The following is a 17320-nucleotide window of genomic DNA, read 5'->3' on the forward strand; positions in this document are numbered from 1 at the left end:
GGTCAAGCGGGCGAGCCTCGCGATTTGCAATGTTCGAGTCGCCCCCGCCGCGAAATGGCTGGCAGATCCTCGGAGTTGCCGCGCGCCCTCTTGCCATCCTCCGTCGCATTAAATAACTAAATAGTTACTTTTCAAGGGAGGAAGTCCATGCAGCCATCCAAGCGAGTGAAATTCGGACGCACCGATCTGGAGGTGACGCCGTTTGCCTTTGGCACGGCCCCGATCGGCAACTTTGCGCGCCCCATCGACGAGGCGACATCCGACGGAATGATCCAGGCGGCCTGGGATGCCGGCGTCCGCTACTACGATACCGCGCCGATGTACGGCCACGGCCTGTCGGAGTTGCGCTGCGGCCACTCGCTGCGCTGGAAGGAACGCGACGATTTCGTGCTGTCGACGAAGGTCGGCCGGCTGCTGAAGCCGGCGAAGCGTTCCCAAATCGATTTCTCGCCCTGGAACAACGCCGCCGCCAATGAAATGGTGTTCGACTATTCCTATGACGGCACGATGCGCTCATTCGAGGATTCGCTGCAGCGGCTGGCGCTGGAGCGCATCGACATCTGCTTCATCCACGACATCGACGTGTTTACACGCGGCGCTGAGCAGCCCGAGGTGTTTCGCCAGGCGATGGACGGTACCTGGAAGGCGCTATCGGAGTTGCGCGACCAGGGCCTCGTCAAGGCGATCGGCGTCGGCGTCAACGAATGGGAGGTCTGCTACGAGGCATTGAAGCAGCGCGATTTCGACTGTTTCCTGCTCGCCGGCCGCTACACGCTGCTGGAGCAGGAATCGCTCGACAAGTTTCTGCCGCTCTGCGTCGAGCGAAACGCGGCGGTCGTGATCGGCGGCGGTTTCAATTCCGGCATCCTGGCGACCGGCGCAATCGAGGGCGCCCGCTACAACTACGCGCCCGCCCCGGCCGAAATCCTCGACCGCGTTCGCAAGATCGAGCAGGTCTGCCGCGACTACGACGTGCCGCTGCCGGCCGCGGCGATGCAGTTCGCCACGGCTCATCCGGCGATTCCGTCCTTCATCGCCGGCACCCGAACCGTCGAGCAATTGCAGAAGAATCTCGGCTGGTTCAGCCACGAAATCCCGGGCGATTTCTGGGTCGAATTGAAGAAGCAGGGACTGCTGCGCGAGGACGCACCCACCCCCGCCTGACCATCAACGCAGCCCGCCCAGGACTGGGCGGGCTGCGCCACCGGCCGAACATCGGCGCATGGCGCGAGGCCGCCCACTCAAGCGAGCCGTCCCTCCACCTCAACGAATCAGGATGGCTCGGAAATCATTGACGTTGGTGCCCGTGGGACCGGGGACAAACAGATCACCGAGCGCCGCGAATGCCGTCCAGGCGTCGTTGTCGCGGAGCAGAGCCGCCGGATCGAGGCTGGCATCGCGCAAGCGGCCGATCGTGCCGCCATCGGCGAAGGCGCCGGCATTGTCTTCGCTGCCATCGATCCCATCCGTATCCGCAGCCAACGCAGAAATCGCCTCGACGCCGTCTAGGTCGAGCGCGAGCGACAGGAGGAACTCCGTGTTGCGCCCCCCTTTTCCCGCCCCGACCACTGTCACCGTCGTCTCGCCACCGGAAAGGAGGACGGCAGGCTTGCGGAAAGGTCGGTCGCGATGGGCCACCTCCCGAGCGATGGCGGCATGAACCCGCGCCGCCTCGCGCGCCTCGCCCTCGATCGCATCGGAAAGAATGACGGGCTCGATCCCTGCCACGGCGGCGACGCGCGCCGCCGCCTCGAGCGAGACAGCGGCCGAGGCGATGACATGGACGCTGTTCCGCGCAAAGCCTGGATTATCGGGCATGGGCGCATCGGCCGCCTCGCCTTCGAGATGGCTAAGGATATTCGCCGGAAGCACCAGCGCATGGCGACGAACCGCCGCCAGAGCCTCGGCCCGCCCCGCTGCGTCGGCGATCGTCGGACCGGACGCGACATAGGCCGGATTATCGCCGGGAATGTCGGAAACAACGAGGCTCACGACTCGAGCCGGCGCCGCGGCCAGCGCCAGGCGCCCGCCCTTGATCGACGAGACATGCTTGCGAATGACATTCATGGACGAGATCGGCGCCCCCGATGCCAGCAGCGCTCGATTGAGGGAAATCTCGTCGGCGAGACCCAGTCCGGCCGGCGGAGCCGGCAGCAACGCGGAACCGCCGCCGCAAATGAGCGCGATCACCAGATCATCGGTGGTCAGGTTCCGAACGGCCTCGAACAATCGAGCCGATGCAGCCAGCCCTGCTTCGTCGGGAACGGGATGCGCTGCCTCGATCACCTGGATTCGCTCGCAGGCGACACCGAAACCGTATCGCGTGACGACGACGCCTTCGAGCGGCGCATCCCAGTTCCGCTCCAATGCGCGGGCAAGCTGCGCCGCACCCTTGCCGGCGCCCACGACGATCGTGCGTCCCTTGGGACGCTCGGGAAGAAACCGTCGGATCGCCATGTCCGGGTCGGCAGCGGAGACCGCCGCCTGAAACAGCGATGTCAAAAAGGCACGGGATTCGAACATGATCTGACGGTTCGTCCAAGCGGGCTTCTGTGGCAGACTTCGATGGCGGCTTCAGCGGCCTGTGAAGCCGGGTCTGCGCTTGTCGCGGAAGGCGGCGACGCCCTCGGCCAGATCTTCCGTCGAGGCGGCGAACATGCCGGCCATCGTCTCCAGCACGCGTTCGCGCTCCTCGCCCTCGGCGGCATTGATCAGCATCTTGGTCAGTTCCGTCGCGACCGGCGCGCGTTCGCAGACTTTCGCCGCCAACCGCTTCGCTTCGGCCATCCCCTCACCGGTCGCCACCACGACATCGACGAGGCCAAGCTCCAACGCCGCCTGCGCCTCGAAGACCTCGCCGAACAAGGCCATCCGACGAATGGCCAAGGCGCCGAAGCGGCGCACGGCGCGCTGCGTACCCGACCAGCCGGGAATGATGCCCAGCCCGGCCTCGGGCAGACCGAGCTTCACATGGCTCTCGGCGATGCGCAGATCCGCCACCGCCGCCAGTTCCAGGCCGCCGCCGAGCGCATGACCGTTCAGGACGGCGATCACCGGTTGGCGCAGCCGCGCCAGCGCGTCGAACACCGCATGGCCCTCGCGCAGCCAGAAGCGGCCGAACTCGAGCGGCGTCTTGCCGCTCCAGCCGCCGATATCGCCGCCGGCGGAGAAGGCCTTGCCGCCCTCCCCCGTCAGGATCACGGCCCGAATGGTCTCGTCGCGCTCGATGCGGCGGCAGAGCGAGCCGAGCGCTTCGACTGCCGCTTCGTCAAGCGCGTTGAGCTTGTCGGGCCGCGCCAGCGTCAGGATGGCAATGGCGCCGTCCTGCTCAAACCGCACCGGAGGTTCGGACGCGTCGCTCATGCCGCATCCCGGACCGGATGCAGCCCGACCTTCTCCGGATGAAAAAGCGACGCGTCCATCTGCTTCAGGTGCGGCGCCACATGCAACGGCGTCTCCGCACGTTCCAGCACGTCCTTGCGCAGGTCGATGCCGGGGGCGATTTCGGTCACCATCAAGCCTTCCGGCTTCAGCTTCAGCACGCAGCGCTCTGTCACATAGGTAACGTCCTGGCCCTGTGCGATCGCGCGCTGGCCGGAGAAGGAGATGTGCTCGACCGCGTCGACTATCTTCGCCACCTTGCCCTCCTTGTCGATCGACAGCTTGCCATCATGGATAGAGAACTTGGCGCCGGCGTTGAAATAGCCGGAGAAGACAATTTTGCGGGCGCGCGACGTGATGTCGACGAAACCGCCGGCGCCTGCCGTCACATGCGGCCGAGCCGAGAGTTGCGAGACATTGACCGAGCCGTGCCGGTCGATCTGCAGGAAGGACAAGAGCGACGCGTCGAAGCCGCCACCCTGGAAATAGGCGAACTGGTGCGGCGAGGCGACGAAGGCCTCGGCGTTGGACGAGCAACCGAACTTGAAATCGAGCAGCGGAATGCCGCCGACCGCGCCCTGCTCGATCACCCAGGTGATGTCGCCATGCCGCCCCTCCTCCAGGAAGATGCGCGGCACATTGGCCGAAATGCCGAAGCCGATATTGACGGCCCAGCCGGGCTGCAATTCCTGCGCGACTCGACGGGCGATCACCTTGGCGACGTCGAAGGGCGGCAGGCTGAAGGTATCGAGCGGCCGGAACAGCTCGCCTGAAATGGCCGGGTCATATTCGGTTGCCGTCGTCTGCAACTGGTCCGGGACCTCGACGATATAGTCGACGAGGATGCCCGGCACGCGGACATCATGCGGGCGAAGCGTGCCGGCCTGCGCGACCCGCTTCACCTGCGCGATGACAATGCCGCCGCTATTGTGGCCGGCCAGCGCCAGCTCCATCGCACCGAGATAGGCGCCTTCATGCTCGAAGGTGAGATTGCCGCGTTCATCCGCGGTGCTGGCGCGGATGATCGCCACATCCGGCTGGATCGACGGGAAATAAAGCCACTCCTCGCCGGCGAACTGAACCTTGCTCACCACGGGCTTGGCGCGGGCGCGCTCGTTCATCGCGCAGCCCTGGTTGTCAGGATCGACGAAGGTCTCCAGTCCGACCTTGGTCAGGACGCCCGGGCGCTTCGAGGCCCCCTCGCGCAGGATATCGAACAGCACACCGCTCGGGATGTTGTAGGCGGCGATTTCGTTGCGGCCAAGCATCTGCCAGATCAGTGGCGGCTCGGCCGAGGACGGACCCGAGGGATAGGAGCCGCCGATGATCGTCGAGATCATGCCCGGCTGGGCAAGATGATCGACGCCCTTGGTGCCGAACATGTCGCCGGCCGCGATCGGGTGGATCGTGGTCAGGCCGCGCGGCGCGCCTTCGCTGCGGTAGCGTTCGCCAAGCGCGGCCAGCACCGCGTCAGGGCATGCGAGGCCGCTCGACGAATTCACAGCGACGATCGCCCCATCCCTGATCAGGGCCGCCACTTCCGATGCGGCTCGCAACTTGGACATCATTCCTCCGGACGCGCTATTTAAGTAACCAGTTGGTTATTACCCTAAAAAATCCCTGCGCCCCTCGCAAGGGGCAAAATGCCCTTGGCCCGCTTTGTCGGAGCCGGTTGCGTCGGATCCTGCATGGCCGCGAGGCGAGGAAATCGCTGTTTCGCGACAATCCCTGAATGCAATTCCGCTCAGACTGCTGTAAATAACTGATTAGTTACATAATGAGGGAGGTAGCTTATGAACCTGTATTTCCAACAGACCTATCAGCGCTCGTTCGGCACGTTTCCGCTGACGGGCGACACGCTTGCCAGCGCCGTTGCCGAGGCTGCCAAGGTCGGCTATCGCGCGTTCGACACCGCGCAAATGTACAACAACGAGACGGAAGTCGGCGCTGCAATCGCCGCCCTCGGCCTGCCACGCGACGAGATCTGCATCACGACCAAGGTCCATCCCGACAATTTCACCGATGCGCTCTTCCTGGCCTCGGTGGAAGGGAGCCTGAAGAAGCTGGGCCTCGACCGCGTCGATGCTCTGCTGCTGCACTGGCCTGCCTATGACGGCGACAATACCGTCTCGCTCCGCCTGCTGCAAAAGGCGAAGCGCCAGGGCCTCGCCGATCATATCGGCATCTCCAACTACACCTCGACGATGATGCGCGAAGCGGCCAGCCTGCTCGATGAACCGATCATCACCAATCAAGTCGAGTTCCACCCGTTGCTTGACCAGTCGATCCTGCTGAAGGCCGCGACGGAGACCGGCATTCCGCTGGCCTCCTATTGCTCGGTGGCGCGCGGCGAAGTGTTCAAATATCCGCTCTTCGCGGAGATCGGCGCGAGCTACGGCAAGTCGGCGGCGCAGGTCGTATTGCGCTGGATCCTGCAGAAGGGCGTGCCGATCAACACGATGTCGACCAAGCCAGACAACATCCGCGCCAATTTCGACGTGATGGATTTCACGCTCTCCAGCATCGACATGGACCGTATCGATGCCATGCGCGCGACCGGCTATCGCTGTGTAGACAAGGCGAAAGTGCCGACCGCGCCCGAATGGGACTGACCTCCTCGCAAAGAAAAGCGGCGCTCCAAGGAGCGCCGCAGTGGGGAGAGGAGAAGGAGGCTGAACGCCTGCTCAGCGATTTCCCCGGATCAAGTCGGAACCCTTTTCGGCGATCATGATGGTCGGGGCATTGGTGTTCGAGCCGATCAGGCTCGGCATGATCGAGGAATCGCAGATGCGGATGCCCTCCAGCCCGCGCACGCGCAGTTGCGGATCGACCACCGCCATCTCGTCGACGCCCATCTTGCAGGTGCCGGTCGGGTGATACGAGGTGCGGCCGTACTGGCGCGCATAGTTCTCGAAATCCGCCTGGGTTCGCACGTTCTTGCCCGGGAAATGCTCCTGCCGGACATATTTGGCGAAAGCCGGCTGGTTCATGATCTCGCGGCTGATCTTCACGCCCTCGGCCGAAACGCGGAGGTCGTCCGGCTCGGCGATGAAGTTCGGATCAACGATCGGCTTGTCCTCCGGCCGACTGCTGCGCAGCTTGACCGTGCCGCGGCTCTTCGGCCGCAGCGTGTAGGAGTTGAGCGTGCAGCCGGAACCGGACTGGATCGCCGGCACGCCGGCCTCCATGCCCGCGCCGGCGAGGAAATGAAACTGCAGATCCGGGTTGGCCAGCAAGCGATCCTGTCGCCAGAACGCACCGCCCTCGACAACATTGGACGTCACCGGCCCGGACTTGAACAGCGTGTATTGCAGGCCAGCCCAGAGCATCCAGTGCAGCTTGTTGTATTTGTCGAGGCTGTCGGCGGTCTTCAGCTCGTAGACGATGTCGATGCCAAAATGATCGCTCAAATTCTCGCCGACGCCGGGGAGATCCTGCACCACATCGATGCCGAGCGCACCGAGATGATCGGCCGGACCGACGCCGGAAAGCAGCATGATCTTCGGCGAGCCGATGGCCCCGGCCGTGACCACGACCTCCAGATCGGCGCGTACGCTCTTCAGCGCGCCGTCCTGCCGGTATTCGACGCCGATGGCGCGATTGCCGGAGAACAGGATCTTCGTCGTCAGACAGCCCGTCTCGACGGTCAGGTTCGGCCGCCCCATGACCGGGCGCAGATAGCCGACGGCGACCGAGCAGCGCCTGGCATTGCGGATCGTCGTCTGATAGACGCCCGCCCCCTCCTGCACCGGGCCATTGAAGTCCGGATTGTAGGGCATGCCATATTGCTGGCAGGCCTGGACGAAGGCACGAGTTACCGGCTGCGGATCGCGGATGTTGGAGACGCCGAGCGGCCCCTCCGTGCCGTGATAGCCGGAAGCAAGGATCTCATTGCCTTCCGAACGAAGGAAATAGGGCTGCACGTCCTGGAACGACCAGCCGTCGCAACCTTCGTCATGGGCCCAGCGATCATAGTCATCCGGCACGCCGCGGGTAAAAATCTCGGCATTGATGGAGCTGCCGCCGCCGAGCACGCGCGCCTGAGCATAGGGGATCTCGCGATTCCCCGCGTGCTTCTGCGGTGCGGTGACGAGCCCCCAGGTCAACGGCCCCGTCGTCATCTTGGCGAAGCCGACCGGCATGTGGATGTAGGGGTTGGTGTCGCGGCCGCCCGCCTCGAGCAGCAGGACGCGAACGTCCGGATTCTCGCTCAGCCGGCTGGCCATGACGCAGCCGGCCGAACCGCCGCCGACGATGACGTAATCGTAGCCCTTCGCCGCCATCACGACACCCAGGGCTCGCGACGGCCGAGCGCGATATGCGTCGCCTTGACCTCGGTGTACTCCTCGACACCATAGATGCCGGCTTCGCGGCCCGTGCCGGACTGCTTGAAACCGCCGAGTGGCAGTTCCGGCCCGTTGTTGATCGTCGTGTTGACCCAGACGCGGCCCGCGCGGATGCGGCGGAACGCATCGGTCGCCTTGTCGAGATTGCTCGTCCAGATGCTGGCCGCCAGGCCATAGATGGTGTCGTTCGCGATCGCCATCGCCTCGTCGAACGTCTCGAAGGTCGAGATGGTGAGCACCGGACCGAAGATCTCCTCCGACGCGATGCTCATCTCGCGCGTTACATCCGCGAAGACGGTGGGCCGGACGAACTGGCCTGCATCGCTCGGATAGGCTTCACCGCCGCAGACCAGCCGAGCGCCCTCCCGCTTGCCGGCCTCGATATAGTCGAGAATGGTCGCGTTCTGCGCCGCCGTGACGATGGCGCCCATCTGGGTGTTCGGGTCGAGCGGATCACCGATCCGAACCCGCGCCATCTTGGCGGCGACCAGCGCCTCGAACTCGGCCGCGATCGACTTCTCGACGACGAGACGACTCCCGCCGACGCAGCACTGGCCGGCATTGAAGCAGATACCGAAGACAACGCCGTCAGCGGCCTCGTCCAGATTGGCATCGGCGAACACCACCTGCGGGTTCTTGCCGCCGAGTTCCAGGCCGACCTTCTTGAAATTGCCGGCCGAGGCGAGCAGCACGCTGCGGCCGACCGCGGTCGAGCCGGTGAACGAGATCATGTCGACGTCAGCATGCTCGGCCAGCGCCTGGCCGATTTCGCTGCCGCTGCCGGTCACGACGTTGAACACGCCAGCCGGCAGGCCGGCGTCGGAGAGGATCTCGGCCAGCAGCAGCGTTGTCGCCGACGTCACTTCGCTTGGCTTCGACACGATCGTACAGCCGGCGGCGAGGATGAACGGCACCCGCTCGGACAGGATGAAGAACGGGAAATTCCACGGCGTGATCAGGCCGACGACACCGATCGGCTCACGCGTCACCAGGCCAAGCATGTTGTCGCCGAGATTGTTGAAGGCGTCGCCATGCAGCGCCCGCGCCGCGCCGGCGGCATATTCGAAAATGTTCGCGCCGCCCTCGATCTCCCCAATCGCCTGGCCGATCGGCTTGCCGCTTTCGAGCGACTCCAGCAATGCGAGTTCCTCGACGCGGGCGCGGATGCCGGCAGCGGCCTTGAGCAGCACGCTCGCCCGCTCGCCGCCCGGCAGGCCCGACCAACGGCGATCCTCGAACGCCGTGCGAGCCACGCGGACGGCATGGTCGATATCCGCCTTGGTGCAACGGACGGTGCGCGTGACGGCAACGCCATGCGCGGGGCTCTTGCGCTCGGACATGGGACGATCCCCCGCCTCCGCCCATTGCCCATCGACGAAGAAGCCGAATTCGCGGGCTCGCGCCGGCACCGTCCAGACTGCAGAGTTCACGTCCATCATCATTCTCCTACCCACGCCCGACACGCCTTGGCGACCGCACATCACAAACCAACGTTACCCAGTAACCATTCCGTTACAACAAGACCCGGCGTCAGGCCACGACGATCTGAACCTTCAGCGCTTCTGGATGGCGTGGCAGCGTCTCGAAGGCCTGCTGGATTTCGGCCAGCGGCAAGCTGCGAGCGCGGAACGCCTCCGTGCGGAAACGGCCATGCGCCAGCAGTGTCAGCGCGTCATGCATGTCCTCGCCCATGCCGGCGACCGAGCCCTTGATCGAATTTTCGCGCAGCACGGTGGCGAGCAGCGGCAGCGGCACGGTGTCGGCCGGACCGGCAATGCCAAAGGCAGCGATATGACCGCCTGGCCGGATCAGCTCGAACGCCTTGGCATAAAGCGCCGGCAGGCCGACGCTCTCGATGACGATATCGGCGCCCCGGCCGCCGGTATGCTTCAGCACGGTTTCGCGCAGCGTCGCCGGATCGGAGATGACGACATCGGCGCCCGCTTCCAGCGCCATGGCGCCACGCACTGCCGAGGGTTCGGCGACCAGGATCGGCGCGGCGCCGACGAGGCGCATCATCTGGATATGCAGATTGCCGATCGGCCCGGCGCCAAGGATCAGCACCGACTGTCCGAAGCGGACATTGGCCTTGCGCGCCGCCCTGACGACACAGGCGATCGGCTCGACCAGCGCCAGGAGATCGAAGGGCGCGTCGGCAGGCGCGGCCATCACCAGCCGCGACGGCATCACGACATAGTCGGCGAAGGCACCGTCCCGCGAGATGCCGACCTGCCGGACTTCGGCGCAGTTCAGCACTTCGTTGCGGCGGCAGTAGAAGCAATGGCCGCAGCCGATATTGATGTCGGCGACGACCCGGTCGCCTTCGTCAAAGCCGCGAACATCCGCGCCGATGGCCGCGACCGTACCGGCGAATTCATGACCCGGAATGATCGGCAGGCTCTCGGCCGCGTAGTGGCCATTGAACATGTGCATGTCGGTGCCGCAAATGCCGCAGCGCTCGACCCGGATCAGCACATCGTCGCGGCCGACCGCAGGCACCGGAACCTCGCGGATCTCGAACCGGCCGGGCGCGACCAATACCGCCGCGCGCATCATTGAGGGAACCGCGCTCACTTCACCGTCCTCACCTTCGTGCGATCGATGGTGATGGCGATGGCACCGACGAGCACGAGGCCGAAAAAGATCTGCTGTGCTGTGGCTGGCACGTTCAGATAGAGCATGCTGGTGCGGATCACGGCGACGATCAGCGCGCCGATGAAGGTGTTGAGCACGCCGCCGACGCCGCCCGTCAGTGGCGTGCCTCCTACCAGCACGGCCACGATCGCCGGCAGCAGGAAGCCGTTCGCCATCACCGGGGAACCGCCGGAAAGCTTGACCGCGAACAACAGTCCCGCCATGGCGGCGAAGGCACCGGAGATCGCGAAGGCAATCATCTTGTAGCGGTTGACCTGCAGGCCCGAGGCAACCGCTGCCGGCTCGCCCGCGCCGATCGCCTTCAGGGCGCGGCCGAGCACGGTGCGCCGCTCGATCACCAGCGCGACCACCAGCAGCACCAGCGCGATGATCATCTCGCGCGGCAGTCCGGCCGTGGTGCCGATCATCCAGCCGAATGCCTGCTCGCGCAGGGTGGCGTCCATGTAGAGCGCTTTCTGTCCCGAGGCGTACTGGCCGACCGAGAGCGCGATGCCGCCGACGGCGAGGGTCGCGATGAAGGACGGCACCTTGAACCGCGTCGAGACCAGGCCGGAGACAAAACCGAACAGCGCGCCGATGGCGATGCAGACCGGCGCCGCGAAGGCGCCAATGTGCACGAGCAGCAGCGTCGCCAGCACGGTGATCATGTTGGCGACCGACTGCGCCGACAGATCGATGCTGCCGATATAGATGACGAAGGTGATGCCAAGCGCCATGATGAACAGCGTCGAGATATCGCCGGCCAGATCGATCAGGTTCTCCAGCCGCAGGAAGTTGGGATCGAGGATGCCGACGAATAGCGCCAGCAGGACCAGCGTCATCCAAGGGAAGTGCTTCTTGAGATTATGAAGGTTCATCCGTCCGCGCCCCTAGATCATGAAATGAACGAGATCGAACAGCGACGGCTTGGTCCCGGCGCTGCAATCGAACCGCTTCTGGATGGCGCCGTCCTTGACGACGAGGATGGTGTGCGAGAGCCCGATCGCCTCTTCCAGCGTGTCGGCGATCAGGACGATTCCCGCACCGTCCGCGTTCATCGCCCGTACCATTTCGTAGACGTCCTCCTTGGCGCCGATGTCGAGGCCGCGGGTCGGATGGTCGAGCAGAATGATGTCGGAGCCGCCGCTGCGCCATTTGGCGAGAACGACCTTCTGCTGGTTGCCGCCGGAGAGATTGCCGCAATCGGCCATCTCCGATGACGCCTTGATCGACAGCTTGGCGATCCAGTCCTTAGCGGTCGCCTTCTCGTCGCCGATCCGCAGGAAGCCGAAGCGGCTGTAATTGCCCATCTGCGAGAGCGTGATGTTCTCGTAGACGTTCATGCCCGCGACGATGCCCTCGACCTTGCGCTCGCGCGGGATGTAGCCGACGCCGCTGGCAACGCTCGCTTCGGCGGAAAAGCTCTCGACCTTGCGTCCCTTGATGGCGAGGTCGCCCAGCACCAGCTTCTGCAGCCCGAAGATGGTGCGCAGGATCGCCTCGCGGCCCGAACCCTCCGTGCCGACCAGCGTCAGCACCTCGCCGGCGTGAAGCTGGAACGAGACATTGCTGTATTGGCCCGGAACCGTGGCGTTGCGCAATTCGACCAGCACGCGACTGGCGTCATAGGGAAGCTGCTTCTCTTCGCGGTAGTATTCCTTGTTGATGTCGCGGCCGACCATCTTGCGCTGGATGCTCTCCGCGCTCGCCTCGGCCGAGACGACATGGTCGACGACCTCGCCATCCTTCATCACATAGACGCGGTCGGTCAGCTCCAGCACTTCGTCGAGCCGGTGAGAGACGAAGATGAAGGCGGCGCGCGAGCGCAGTTCGCGCACCAGCTTGAAAAGCAACTCGACTTCTTCCTTGGCCAGCACCGAGGTCGGCTCGTCGAGGAGGATCACCAGATCGCCATCGACGCGCTCCTCCAGCGTCAGCACCTTGGCGAGCTCGACCAGCTGGCGCTGCGCGAAGGAAAGCTTCGCGGTGATGATCCGGGGATCGATATCGAGCTTGACCTTGGCCAGCTGGAAGCGGGCGGCGGCCGCCATCTTCTTCCAGTTGACGACGCCGAGCTTCACGAACTGCTGCTCGAAGCCGAGGAAGATGTTTTCCATGACGCTGAGATTGGGGATCAGCGACTGCTCCTGGAACACCATGCCGATGCCCTTCTGCATCGCCTGGCGCGGGTTCTCGAAGCGGACGGGGATGCCATCCTTCAGCACCTCGCCGCCATCATGCTGGTAGGCGCCGTAGATCACCTTCATCAGTGTCGACTTGCCGGCGCCGTTCTCACCGACCAGGCCAACGATCTCGCCCTGGCGGATCTCGAAATCGATCGCCTTCAGCGCCCGCACATTCGGGAAGCGCTTCTCGACTTTCCTAAGCTCGAACATTGGCGGTCACTTCACGAAAGCGAGGGATTTGCGGTCGGTCGACAGCACGACGGCAATGATGACCAAGAGACCGAGGACGCCGTCCTGCACGTATCGAGGAAGGCCCATGACGATCATGCCGTTATTGATGACGTTGACGATCAGCACGCCGACCAGCGTGTTCCAGACGCCGCCGCTGCCGCCCCAGAGCGCGGTGCCGCCGACGACGATCGAGGTGATCGAGACGAACATGAAATTGTAGCCGGTCGCCGTCTCGGCGATGCCGAGCTGCGCCACGGCGAACAGCGCGCCGAAGGCATAGAACACGCCTGCCAGCGCGAAGCCGGCGATACGGACGCGGCGGACATTGAGGCCGGAGGCGTGCGCCAGGTCCTCGCCGCCGCCGACGGCGTAGAAATTGCGACCGAGCGTGGTCTTGCTCTGGATGAACCAGGCGAACAGCAGCACGACGAAGGCGACATGCACCATCAGCGGAAAGCCGAGGAAGCGCTGAGTCAGCAGCGAGCGGAACAGCGGGTCCTCGACGCGGATGCGGTCGCCGCCGGTCATCATCAGCGACAGGCCGATGCCGACGAAGCCCATGCTGAGGCTGGCCATAAAGGAGGGAATTCGCAGCCCGACATGCACGGCGCCGGTGACGAGACCGCAGACAGCGCCGACCAGCAGGCAGGCCGGAAGCGCCAGCCAACCCCAGCCGCCAAGCGTTCCGCCCAACGCCATGAAGATGCTGGCGAAGACGACGGCGCAGACGGCAACCGCCCCCTCCATCGACAGGTCGATCGACCCCATGATGATGATGAAGGTGGCCCCGACGGCGATCATCAGCGGCGGCGTCGCGGAGATGCCGATACGGGCGAAGTTCTTCAGGGAAAAGAAGTTCGGATTGACCATGGAGAAGAAGACAACCAGCGCCACGAGCACCAAGAGCGGCGCCCAGCGCTGGAGATCCCCACCACGGAAGGACAGGTTCGGCATGTTTGGCTCCTGGAGGACGCGCGGCCTGGATGTCGCTCAGCCTCGCCTATGCGCCGCCCGGCTTGCCGCCATGACAGCGGCAGGCGAAGGGAGACGCCCGCGACCGGGCGCCTCCCCTGCGGGGTCGCGCGGTAACGACGGGCTCAGTAGGTGATCGGACCGTTGGAGGGACCCCAGAAGTCCTTCCAGTCATAGGTCGGGGTCGCGTCGATGTACTTCTTCTTGAAGTCTTCGGCGTCGGCCTTGGAGATCAGGATGGTCGGGCCGTTGAACTCGCGATGCTCATGCGGCTCTTCCGACGGCTTGAAGGCGCCAGTCGCCGCGTAATAGGCCAGCGCGGCGGTGATGCCGCCACCCCAATGCGGGTTGGTGTAGACGGTGGCGAGCAATTCGCCGGCAATCACGAGATCGACCGCCTGGGCATTGCCGTCATAGGCGACGACAGGGATCTGGCCGGCCAGGCCCTCGGCACGCAGCGCCTCGAGCACGCCATAGGCCATCGTGTCATTGGCGCAGAACACGCCGGTGATCTCGTCGCCGAAGCGGGTCAGGTAGCTCGACATGATGCTGTTCGCCTTCTGGGTGTCCCAGTCGGCGGCCTGGTAGTCGAGCAGCTTGATGTCGGGGAAATTCTTCAGTGCGTTGTCGAGGCCCTTGCGACGCTCGATCGCCGGATTGTTGGAGGCGATGCCGCCCAGCCCGACGATGCTGCCCTTTCCGTTCATTGCCTTGAACAGGATCGTCGCGGTCTGCTCGGCCGGACCGACATCCGACCAGCTCATATGCGAAACGTAATTGTCGCCGAAATCCCACGGATGCAGATCGTCGGTCTTGTTCCAGATCGTCGAGACATAGGCGCCCTTGGCAACGACGGCCTCGACGACGGGACGCGCATTCGGCGAGTCATTGGTGTCGATGGCGAGCGCCAGCTTGCCGTCGGTCTTGCCGAGCAGCGCCTTGACGTCGGCGAGTGACTTCTCGCTGCTGCCCTCGTTGATCAGGTGCACCAGCGCGCTCTTCGGCTTGCCGAGGCTCTCGACGAAGGACTCGCCGCCCGAGACGATCGAATTCCAGTACGGGTTGGTGCGGTCACGATAGGACCAGGCGATCGTCGGGTCCTCGATCGCGCCGGCGGCCTGCGCCCGGCCCGCCCCGATGATCGACGCAGCGGCGGCGCCAGTCAGGCCGAAAGCCGAGGCCAGCATGAAATTACGCCGGCTCAGTGTTTCTTTCTCGATGAAATCCTTGATGAACGACATTGGTTCCTCCCTGTGAAAACCATCCCGAAACGAACGATGCCCCTCCGGCTCCCGGTCGACGCGGACCCACCCACGCATCGCCGTCACGAGGGGCCTATTGCACTAACTAGTTACTGGGATGAATTCCCCCTGTCAATCGCGTCGATGGGGCAGGAAGGCTCGTCCCATCGCCTCGTTGTAAATATCCCATTAGTTCATCTTAATCGGACGGCATGCTAGAGAGCGACGGCCTGGAGCACGCCTGACAACGGATCCGGGAGCGTTCCGGCGCAGCGGCCATGCGCCATGGCGGGCCGATCGGCAGGGCGGCGGTCGTTGCTTTGCAGCTCGGCGGCAAAACGCTAAGAGTGATGAACGGAAGAAGGGGAAACCGAAAAAGCGATGGTCACGTCCACCACTGAAAAACCGCGTGCCCGCGATGCTGAGGCGACCCAGAAGCGAATCCTGGCAGCGGCAAAAAAGGAATTCGCCAAGAACGGTCTGGGGGGCGCACGCGTGGACCTGATTGCCGAGCGGGCCAAAGCCAACAAGCGGATGATCTACCACTACTTCGAGAGCAAGGAAGCGCTGTTCCAGCGCGTGCTTGAGGACGCCTATACCGACATCCGGATGGCCGAGCAGAAGCTGCAGCTCGACCATCTCGACGCCGGGACGGCGCTCGACACGCTGGTCCGCTTCACCTGGAACTACTATCTCGCCAATCCGGAATTCCTGACGCTGGTCAACAGCGAGAACCTGCACAAGGCCAAGCACCTGAAGAAGTCGCAGGTGATCCACGTCGTCAGCCGCAAGGTGGTGACCCTGGTCGAGCAATTGCTGGAACGCGGGGTGCGGGAGGGCGTGTTCCGGCCGGGCATCGACCCGGTCCAGCTCAACATCACCATCGCGGCGATCGGCTACTATTATCTCAACAACCGCTTCACCGGTTCAATCGTGTTCGAGAAGGACCTGATGACAGCACAGGCGCTGGACGACCGCCTGGCGTTCAATATCGACACAATAAGACGTCTTGTCTGTAAATAGGGCGTTGTTGTTACGCGAGAGCATCGCAGGCCGGCTACGGCTCGATCACGTCTCGTTCGCCAGCCTATTTCTTTTCCACGTCGTCGGCGTCTGGCAAAGACGCCAACAAGTGTATCGCCAGATCCAGCCTAGCTGGGCAGTTTGCCGAAGTTCAGAGGTCTCCCATCGAGAGGCGCGAGAAGACCAGATGATGCCCGGGCTTTAAACCTTGGGCACAAGGCCCACGCGCCCGAACATCATGCATCGTGCGCGGCCTGGGAACGCTTTGGCTTTGCAAAGATCATCTCGAACAGCGCGCCGCCCTGCGGCGCGCTGCGGTAGCGAAGGCGTCCGCCATGCGCCTCCACGATGGCGCGCACGACCGACAGCCCGAGCCCGTTGCCGCCGAGCTCCTGGGACCGCACCGGATCGTCGCGGACGAACGGATCGAATACCCGCGTTGCCATCTCGGGCGATAGTCCCGGCCCCTCATCGGCGACGCCCAGCAAAATGTCGCCGTCGCCTTCGGCAAGATGGATCGTTATCGTGCCTCGAACCGCATAGCGCCGCGCGTTGGTGACGAGCGCCAGCAGGGCCTGACGGATACGTGTCGGGTCCACATCCACTACGAGATCGGCAAGGTCGAGCTCCAGGCGAAAGCCGCTGGCCCTGAGGTCGTGCGCCATCAGCTCGGCCATTTGCCGGATTTCCGGCGCGAGACGGATCGGCTCGATACGCAGATCCAGATGGCCGCTGTCGGCCAGTGTCACTGTCCGCAGGTCCTCGACGAGGCGCGCCAACCCGTCCACCTGCAGGATCAGCCCCTGAAGAGAGCGTTCGTCTGGCTCGAAAACGCCGTCGATCATACCCTGCATGCGTCCCTTCAGGATGGTCAGCGGGGTGCGTAGCTCATGCGCGATTGTCGCGTTCCACAGGGCCATGTCGGCAGCCATGTCCTGAAGTCTCTGCGCCATCGTGTTGAAGTCGTCGATCAGCGCGGCGGTTTCCCCGAGTGCCCGCTCGCCAGGGAATGCGCGCGAGGAGAGGTCGCCGGCGGTGATCCGGCGTGCGCTGAGGGCAAGCGATTCCAGCGGCTCCAGGATACGACGCGCGAGACGCAGGGAGACCAGGGCTGCGATCGGCAGCGTTACAAGGATCACGAGGCCCAGGATGCCGAGGTCCGTCGCGGTAAGCCAGCTGTCCGACGCCTCTGGAGCGGGGAAAATAGCGAGGATCGCGCTGTAGAGGAAATAGGTCCCGAAGAACACGAGCACGCCGGCCGTCACGGAGATCGCCAACATGGCGAGGAGGATCTGCCGGCCCAATC

General features: G+C 64.4%; 14 protein-coding genes. 3 read left to right on the forward strand and 11 right to left on the reverse strand.

What is annotated here, in order from left to right:
- The first annotated feature begins 147 nt into the window (after positions 1–147).
- Complete coding sequence (locus tag ABIE08_RS11705) at positions 148–1164, forward strand: aldo/keto reductase (protein ID WP_354551117.1); 1017 nt, start codon at positions 148–150, stop codon at positions 1162–1164.
- A 99-nt stretch (positions 1165–1263) separates the two neighbouring features.
- Here ABIE08_RS11705 and ABIE08_RS11710 read toward each other — a convergent pair whose 3' ends face one another.
- The 3 genes from ABIE08_RS11710 to ABIE08_RS11720 are packed head-to-tail and all read right to left on the reverse strand — an operon-like array spanning position 1264 to position 4946.
- On the reverse strand, positions 1264–2523 hold the full coding sequence (locus tag ABIE08_RS11710; RefSeq protein ID WP_354551119.1) for a glycerate kinase type-2 family protein: 1260 nt from the start codon (positions 2521–2523) through the stop codon (positions 1264–1266).
- Positions 2524–2574: 51 nt separating this feature from the next.
- Positions 2575–3363, reverse strand: a complete 789-nt coding sequence (locus ABIE08_RS11715; protein WP_354551120.1) for an enoyl-CoA hydratase/isomerase family protein — start codon at positions 3361–3363, stop codon at positions 2575–2577.
- Positions 3360–4946 (reverse strand): acyl CoA:acetate/3-ketoacid CoA transferase, encoded by a 1587-nt coding sequence (locus tag ABIE08_RS11720; RefSeq protein WP_354551122.1) that lies wholly within the window; start codon positions 4944–4946, stop codon positions 3360–3362. Before ABIE08_RS11720 ends, ABIE08_RS11715 begins: the two co-directional genes overlap by 4 nt.
- Positions 4947–5174: 228 nt before the next feature.
- Here ABIE08_RS11720 and ABIE08_RS11725 point away from each other — a divergent pair, with 228 nt between their 5' ends.
- A complete protein-coding gene (locus ABIE08_RS11725) occupies positions 5175–5993 on the forward strand; it encodes an aldo/keto reductase (protein ID WP_354551124.1) in 819 nt (272 codons plus the stop codon).
- A 72-nt stretch (positions 5994–6065) separates the two neighbouring features.
- Here ABIE08_RS11725 and ABIE08_RS11730 read toward each other — a convergent pair whose 3' ends face one another.
- From ABIE08_RS11730 to ABIE08_RS11760, 7 genes are all read right to left on the reverse strand, one after another.
- Positions 6066–7664 (reverse strand): GMC family oxidoreductase, encoded by a 1599-nt coding sequence (locus ABIE08_RS11730; RefSeq protein ID WP_354551125.1) that lies wholly within the window; start codon positions 7662–7664, stop codon positions 6066–6068.
- Positions 7664–9163, reverse strand: coding sequence for an aldehyde dehydrogenase family protein (locus tag ABIE08_RS11735; protein WP_354551127.1), 1500 nt, complete (start codon positions 9161–9163; stop codon positions 7664–7666). Before ABIE08_RS11735 ends, ABIE08_RS11730 begins: the two co-directional genes overlap by 1 nt.
- Before the next feature lie 94 nt (positions 9164–9257).
- On the reverse strand, positions 9258–10301 hold the full coding sequence (locus ABIE08_RS11740; protein WP_354551129.1) for a zinc-dependent alcohol dehydrogenase: 1044 nt from the start codon (positions 10299–10301) through the stop codon (positions 9258–9260).
- Positions 10298–11239: an ABC transporter permease gene (locus tag ABIE08_RS11745; RefSeq protein WP_354551131.1), complete on the reverse strand. Its 942-nt coding sequence runs from the start codon at positions 11237–11239 to the stop codon at positions 10298–10300. The genes ABIE08_RS11740 and ABIE08_RS11745 overlap by 4 nt, the downstream gene beginning before the upstream one ends.
- Before the next feature lie 12 nt (positions 11240–11251).
- Positions 11252–12757: a sugar ABC transporter ATP-binding protein gene (locus ABIE08_RS11750; protein WP_354551132.1), complete on the reverse strand. Its 1506-nt coding sequence runs from the start codon at positions 12755–12757 to the stop codon at positions 11252–11254.
- Positions 12758–12763: 6 nt separating this feature from the next.
- Complete coding sequence (locus ABIE08_RS11755) at positions 12764–13732, reverse strand: ABC transporter permease (protein WP_354551134.1); 969 nt, start codon at positions 13730–13732, stop codon at positions 12764–12766.
- 143 nt (positions 13733–13875) lie between these two features.
- Positions 13876–14991 carry a sugar ABC transporter substrate-binding protein gene (locus ABIE08_RS11760; RefSeq protein WP_354551136.1) on the reverse strand — a complete coding sequence of 372 codons (1116 nt, stop codon included), beginning with the start codon at positions 14989–14991 and terminating at the stop codon, positions 13876–13878.
- A 381-nt stretch (positions 14992–15372) separates the two neighbouring features.
- On the opposite strand from ABIE08_RS11760, the gene ABIE08_RS11765 reads away from it, so the two are divergent.
- Complete coding sequence (locus tag ABIE08_RS11765) at positions 15373–16014, forward strand: TetR/AcrR family transcriptional regulator (protein ID WP_354551137.1); 642 nt, start codon at positions 15373–15375, stop codon at positions 16012–16014.
- A gap of 236 nt (positions 16015–16250) precedes the next feature.
- Here ABIE08_RS11765 and ABIE08_RS11770 read toward each other — a convergent pair whose 3' ends face one another.
- Entirely contained in the window at positions 16251–17318 is a 1068-nt protein-coding gene (locus tag ABIE08_RS11770; protein ID WP_354551139.1) for an ATP-binding protein, read from the reverse strand.
- Positions 17319–17320 lie beyond the last annotated feature (2 nt).

It is taken from the genome of Kaistia defluvii, from assembly GCF_040548815.1.
Lineage (GTDB): Bacteria > Pseudomonadota > Alphaproteobacteria > Rhizobiales > Kaistiaceae > Kaistia > Kaistia defluvii_A.

Coding starts and splice junctions, on each gene's coding strand:
- ABIE08_RS11705 (WP_354551117.1), top strand. CDS start 148: ATGCAGCCATCCAAGCGAGTGAAATTCGGACGCACCGATCTGGAGGTG.
- ABIE08_RS11710 (WP_354551119.1), bottom strand. CDS start 2,523: ATGTTCGAATCCCGTGCCTTTTTGACATCGCTGTTTCAGGCGGCGGTC.
- ABIE08_RS11715 (WP_354551120.1), bottom strand. CDS start 3,363: ATGAGCGACGCGTCCGAACCTCCGGTGCGGTTTGAGCAGGACGGCGCC.
- ABIE08_RS11720 (WP_354551122.1), bottom strand. CDS start 4,946: ATGTCCAAGTTGCGAGCCGCATCGGAAGTGGCGGCCCTGATCAGGGAT.
- ABIE08_RS11725 (WP_354551124.1), top strand. CDS start 5,175: ATGAACCTGTATTTCCAACAGACCTATCAGCGCTCGTTCGGCACGTTT.
- ABIE08_RS11730 (WP_354551125.1), bottom strand. CDS start 7,664: ATGGCGGCGAAGGGCTACGATTACGTCATCGTCGGCGGCGGTTCGGCC.
- ABIE08_RS11735 (WP_354551127.1), bottom strand. CDS start 9,163: ATGGACGTGAACTCTGCAGTCTGGACGGTGCCGGCGCGAGCCCGCGAA.
- ABIE08_RS11745 (WP_354551131.1), bottom strand. CDS start 11,239: ATGAACCTTCATAATCTCAAGAAGCACTTCCCTTGGATGACGCTGGTC.
- ABIE08_RS11750 (WP_354551132.1), bottom strand. CDS start 12,757: ATGTTCGAGCTTAGGAAAGTCGAGAAGCGCTTCCCGAATGTGCGGGCG.
- ABIE08_RS11755 (WP_354551134.1), bottom strand. CDS start 13,732: ATGCCGAACCTGTCCTTCCGTGGTGGGGATCTCCAGCGCTGGGCGCCG.
- ABIE08_RS11760 (WP_354551136.1), bottom strand. CDS start 14,991: ATGTCGTTCATCAAGGATTTCATCGAGAAAGAAACACTGAGCCGGCGT.
- ABIE08_RS11765 (WP_354551137.1), top strand. CDS start 15,373: ATGGTCACGTCCACCACTGAAAAACCGCGTGCCCGCGATGCTGAGGCG.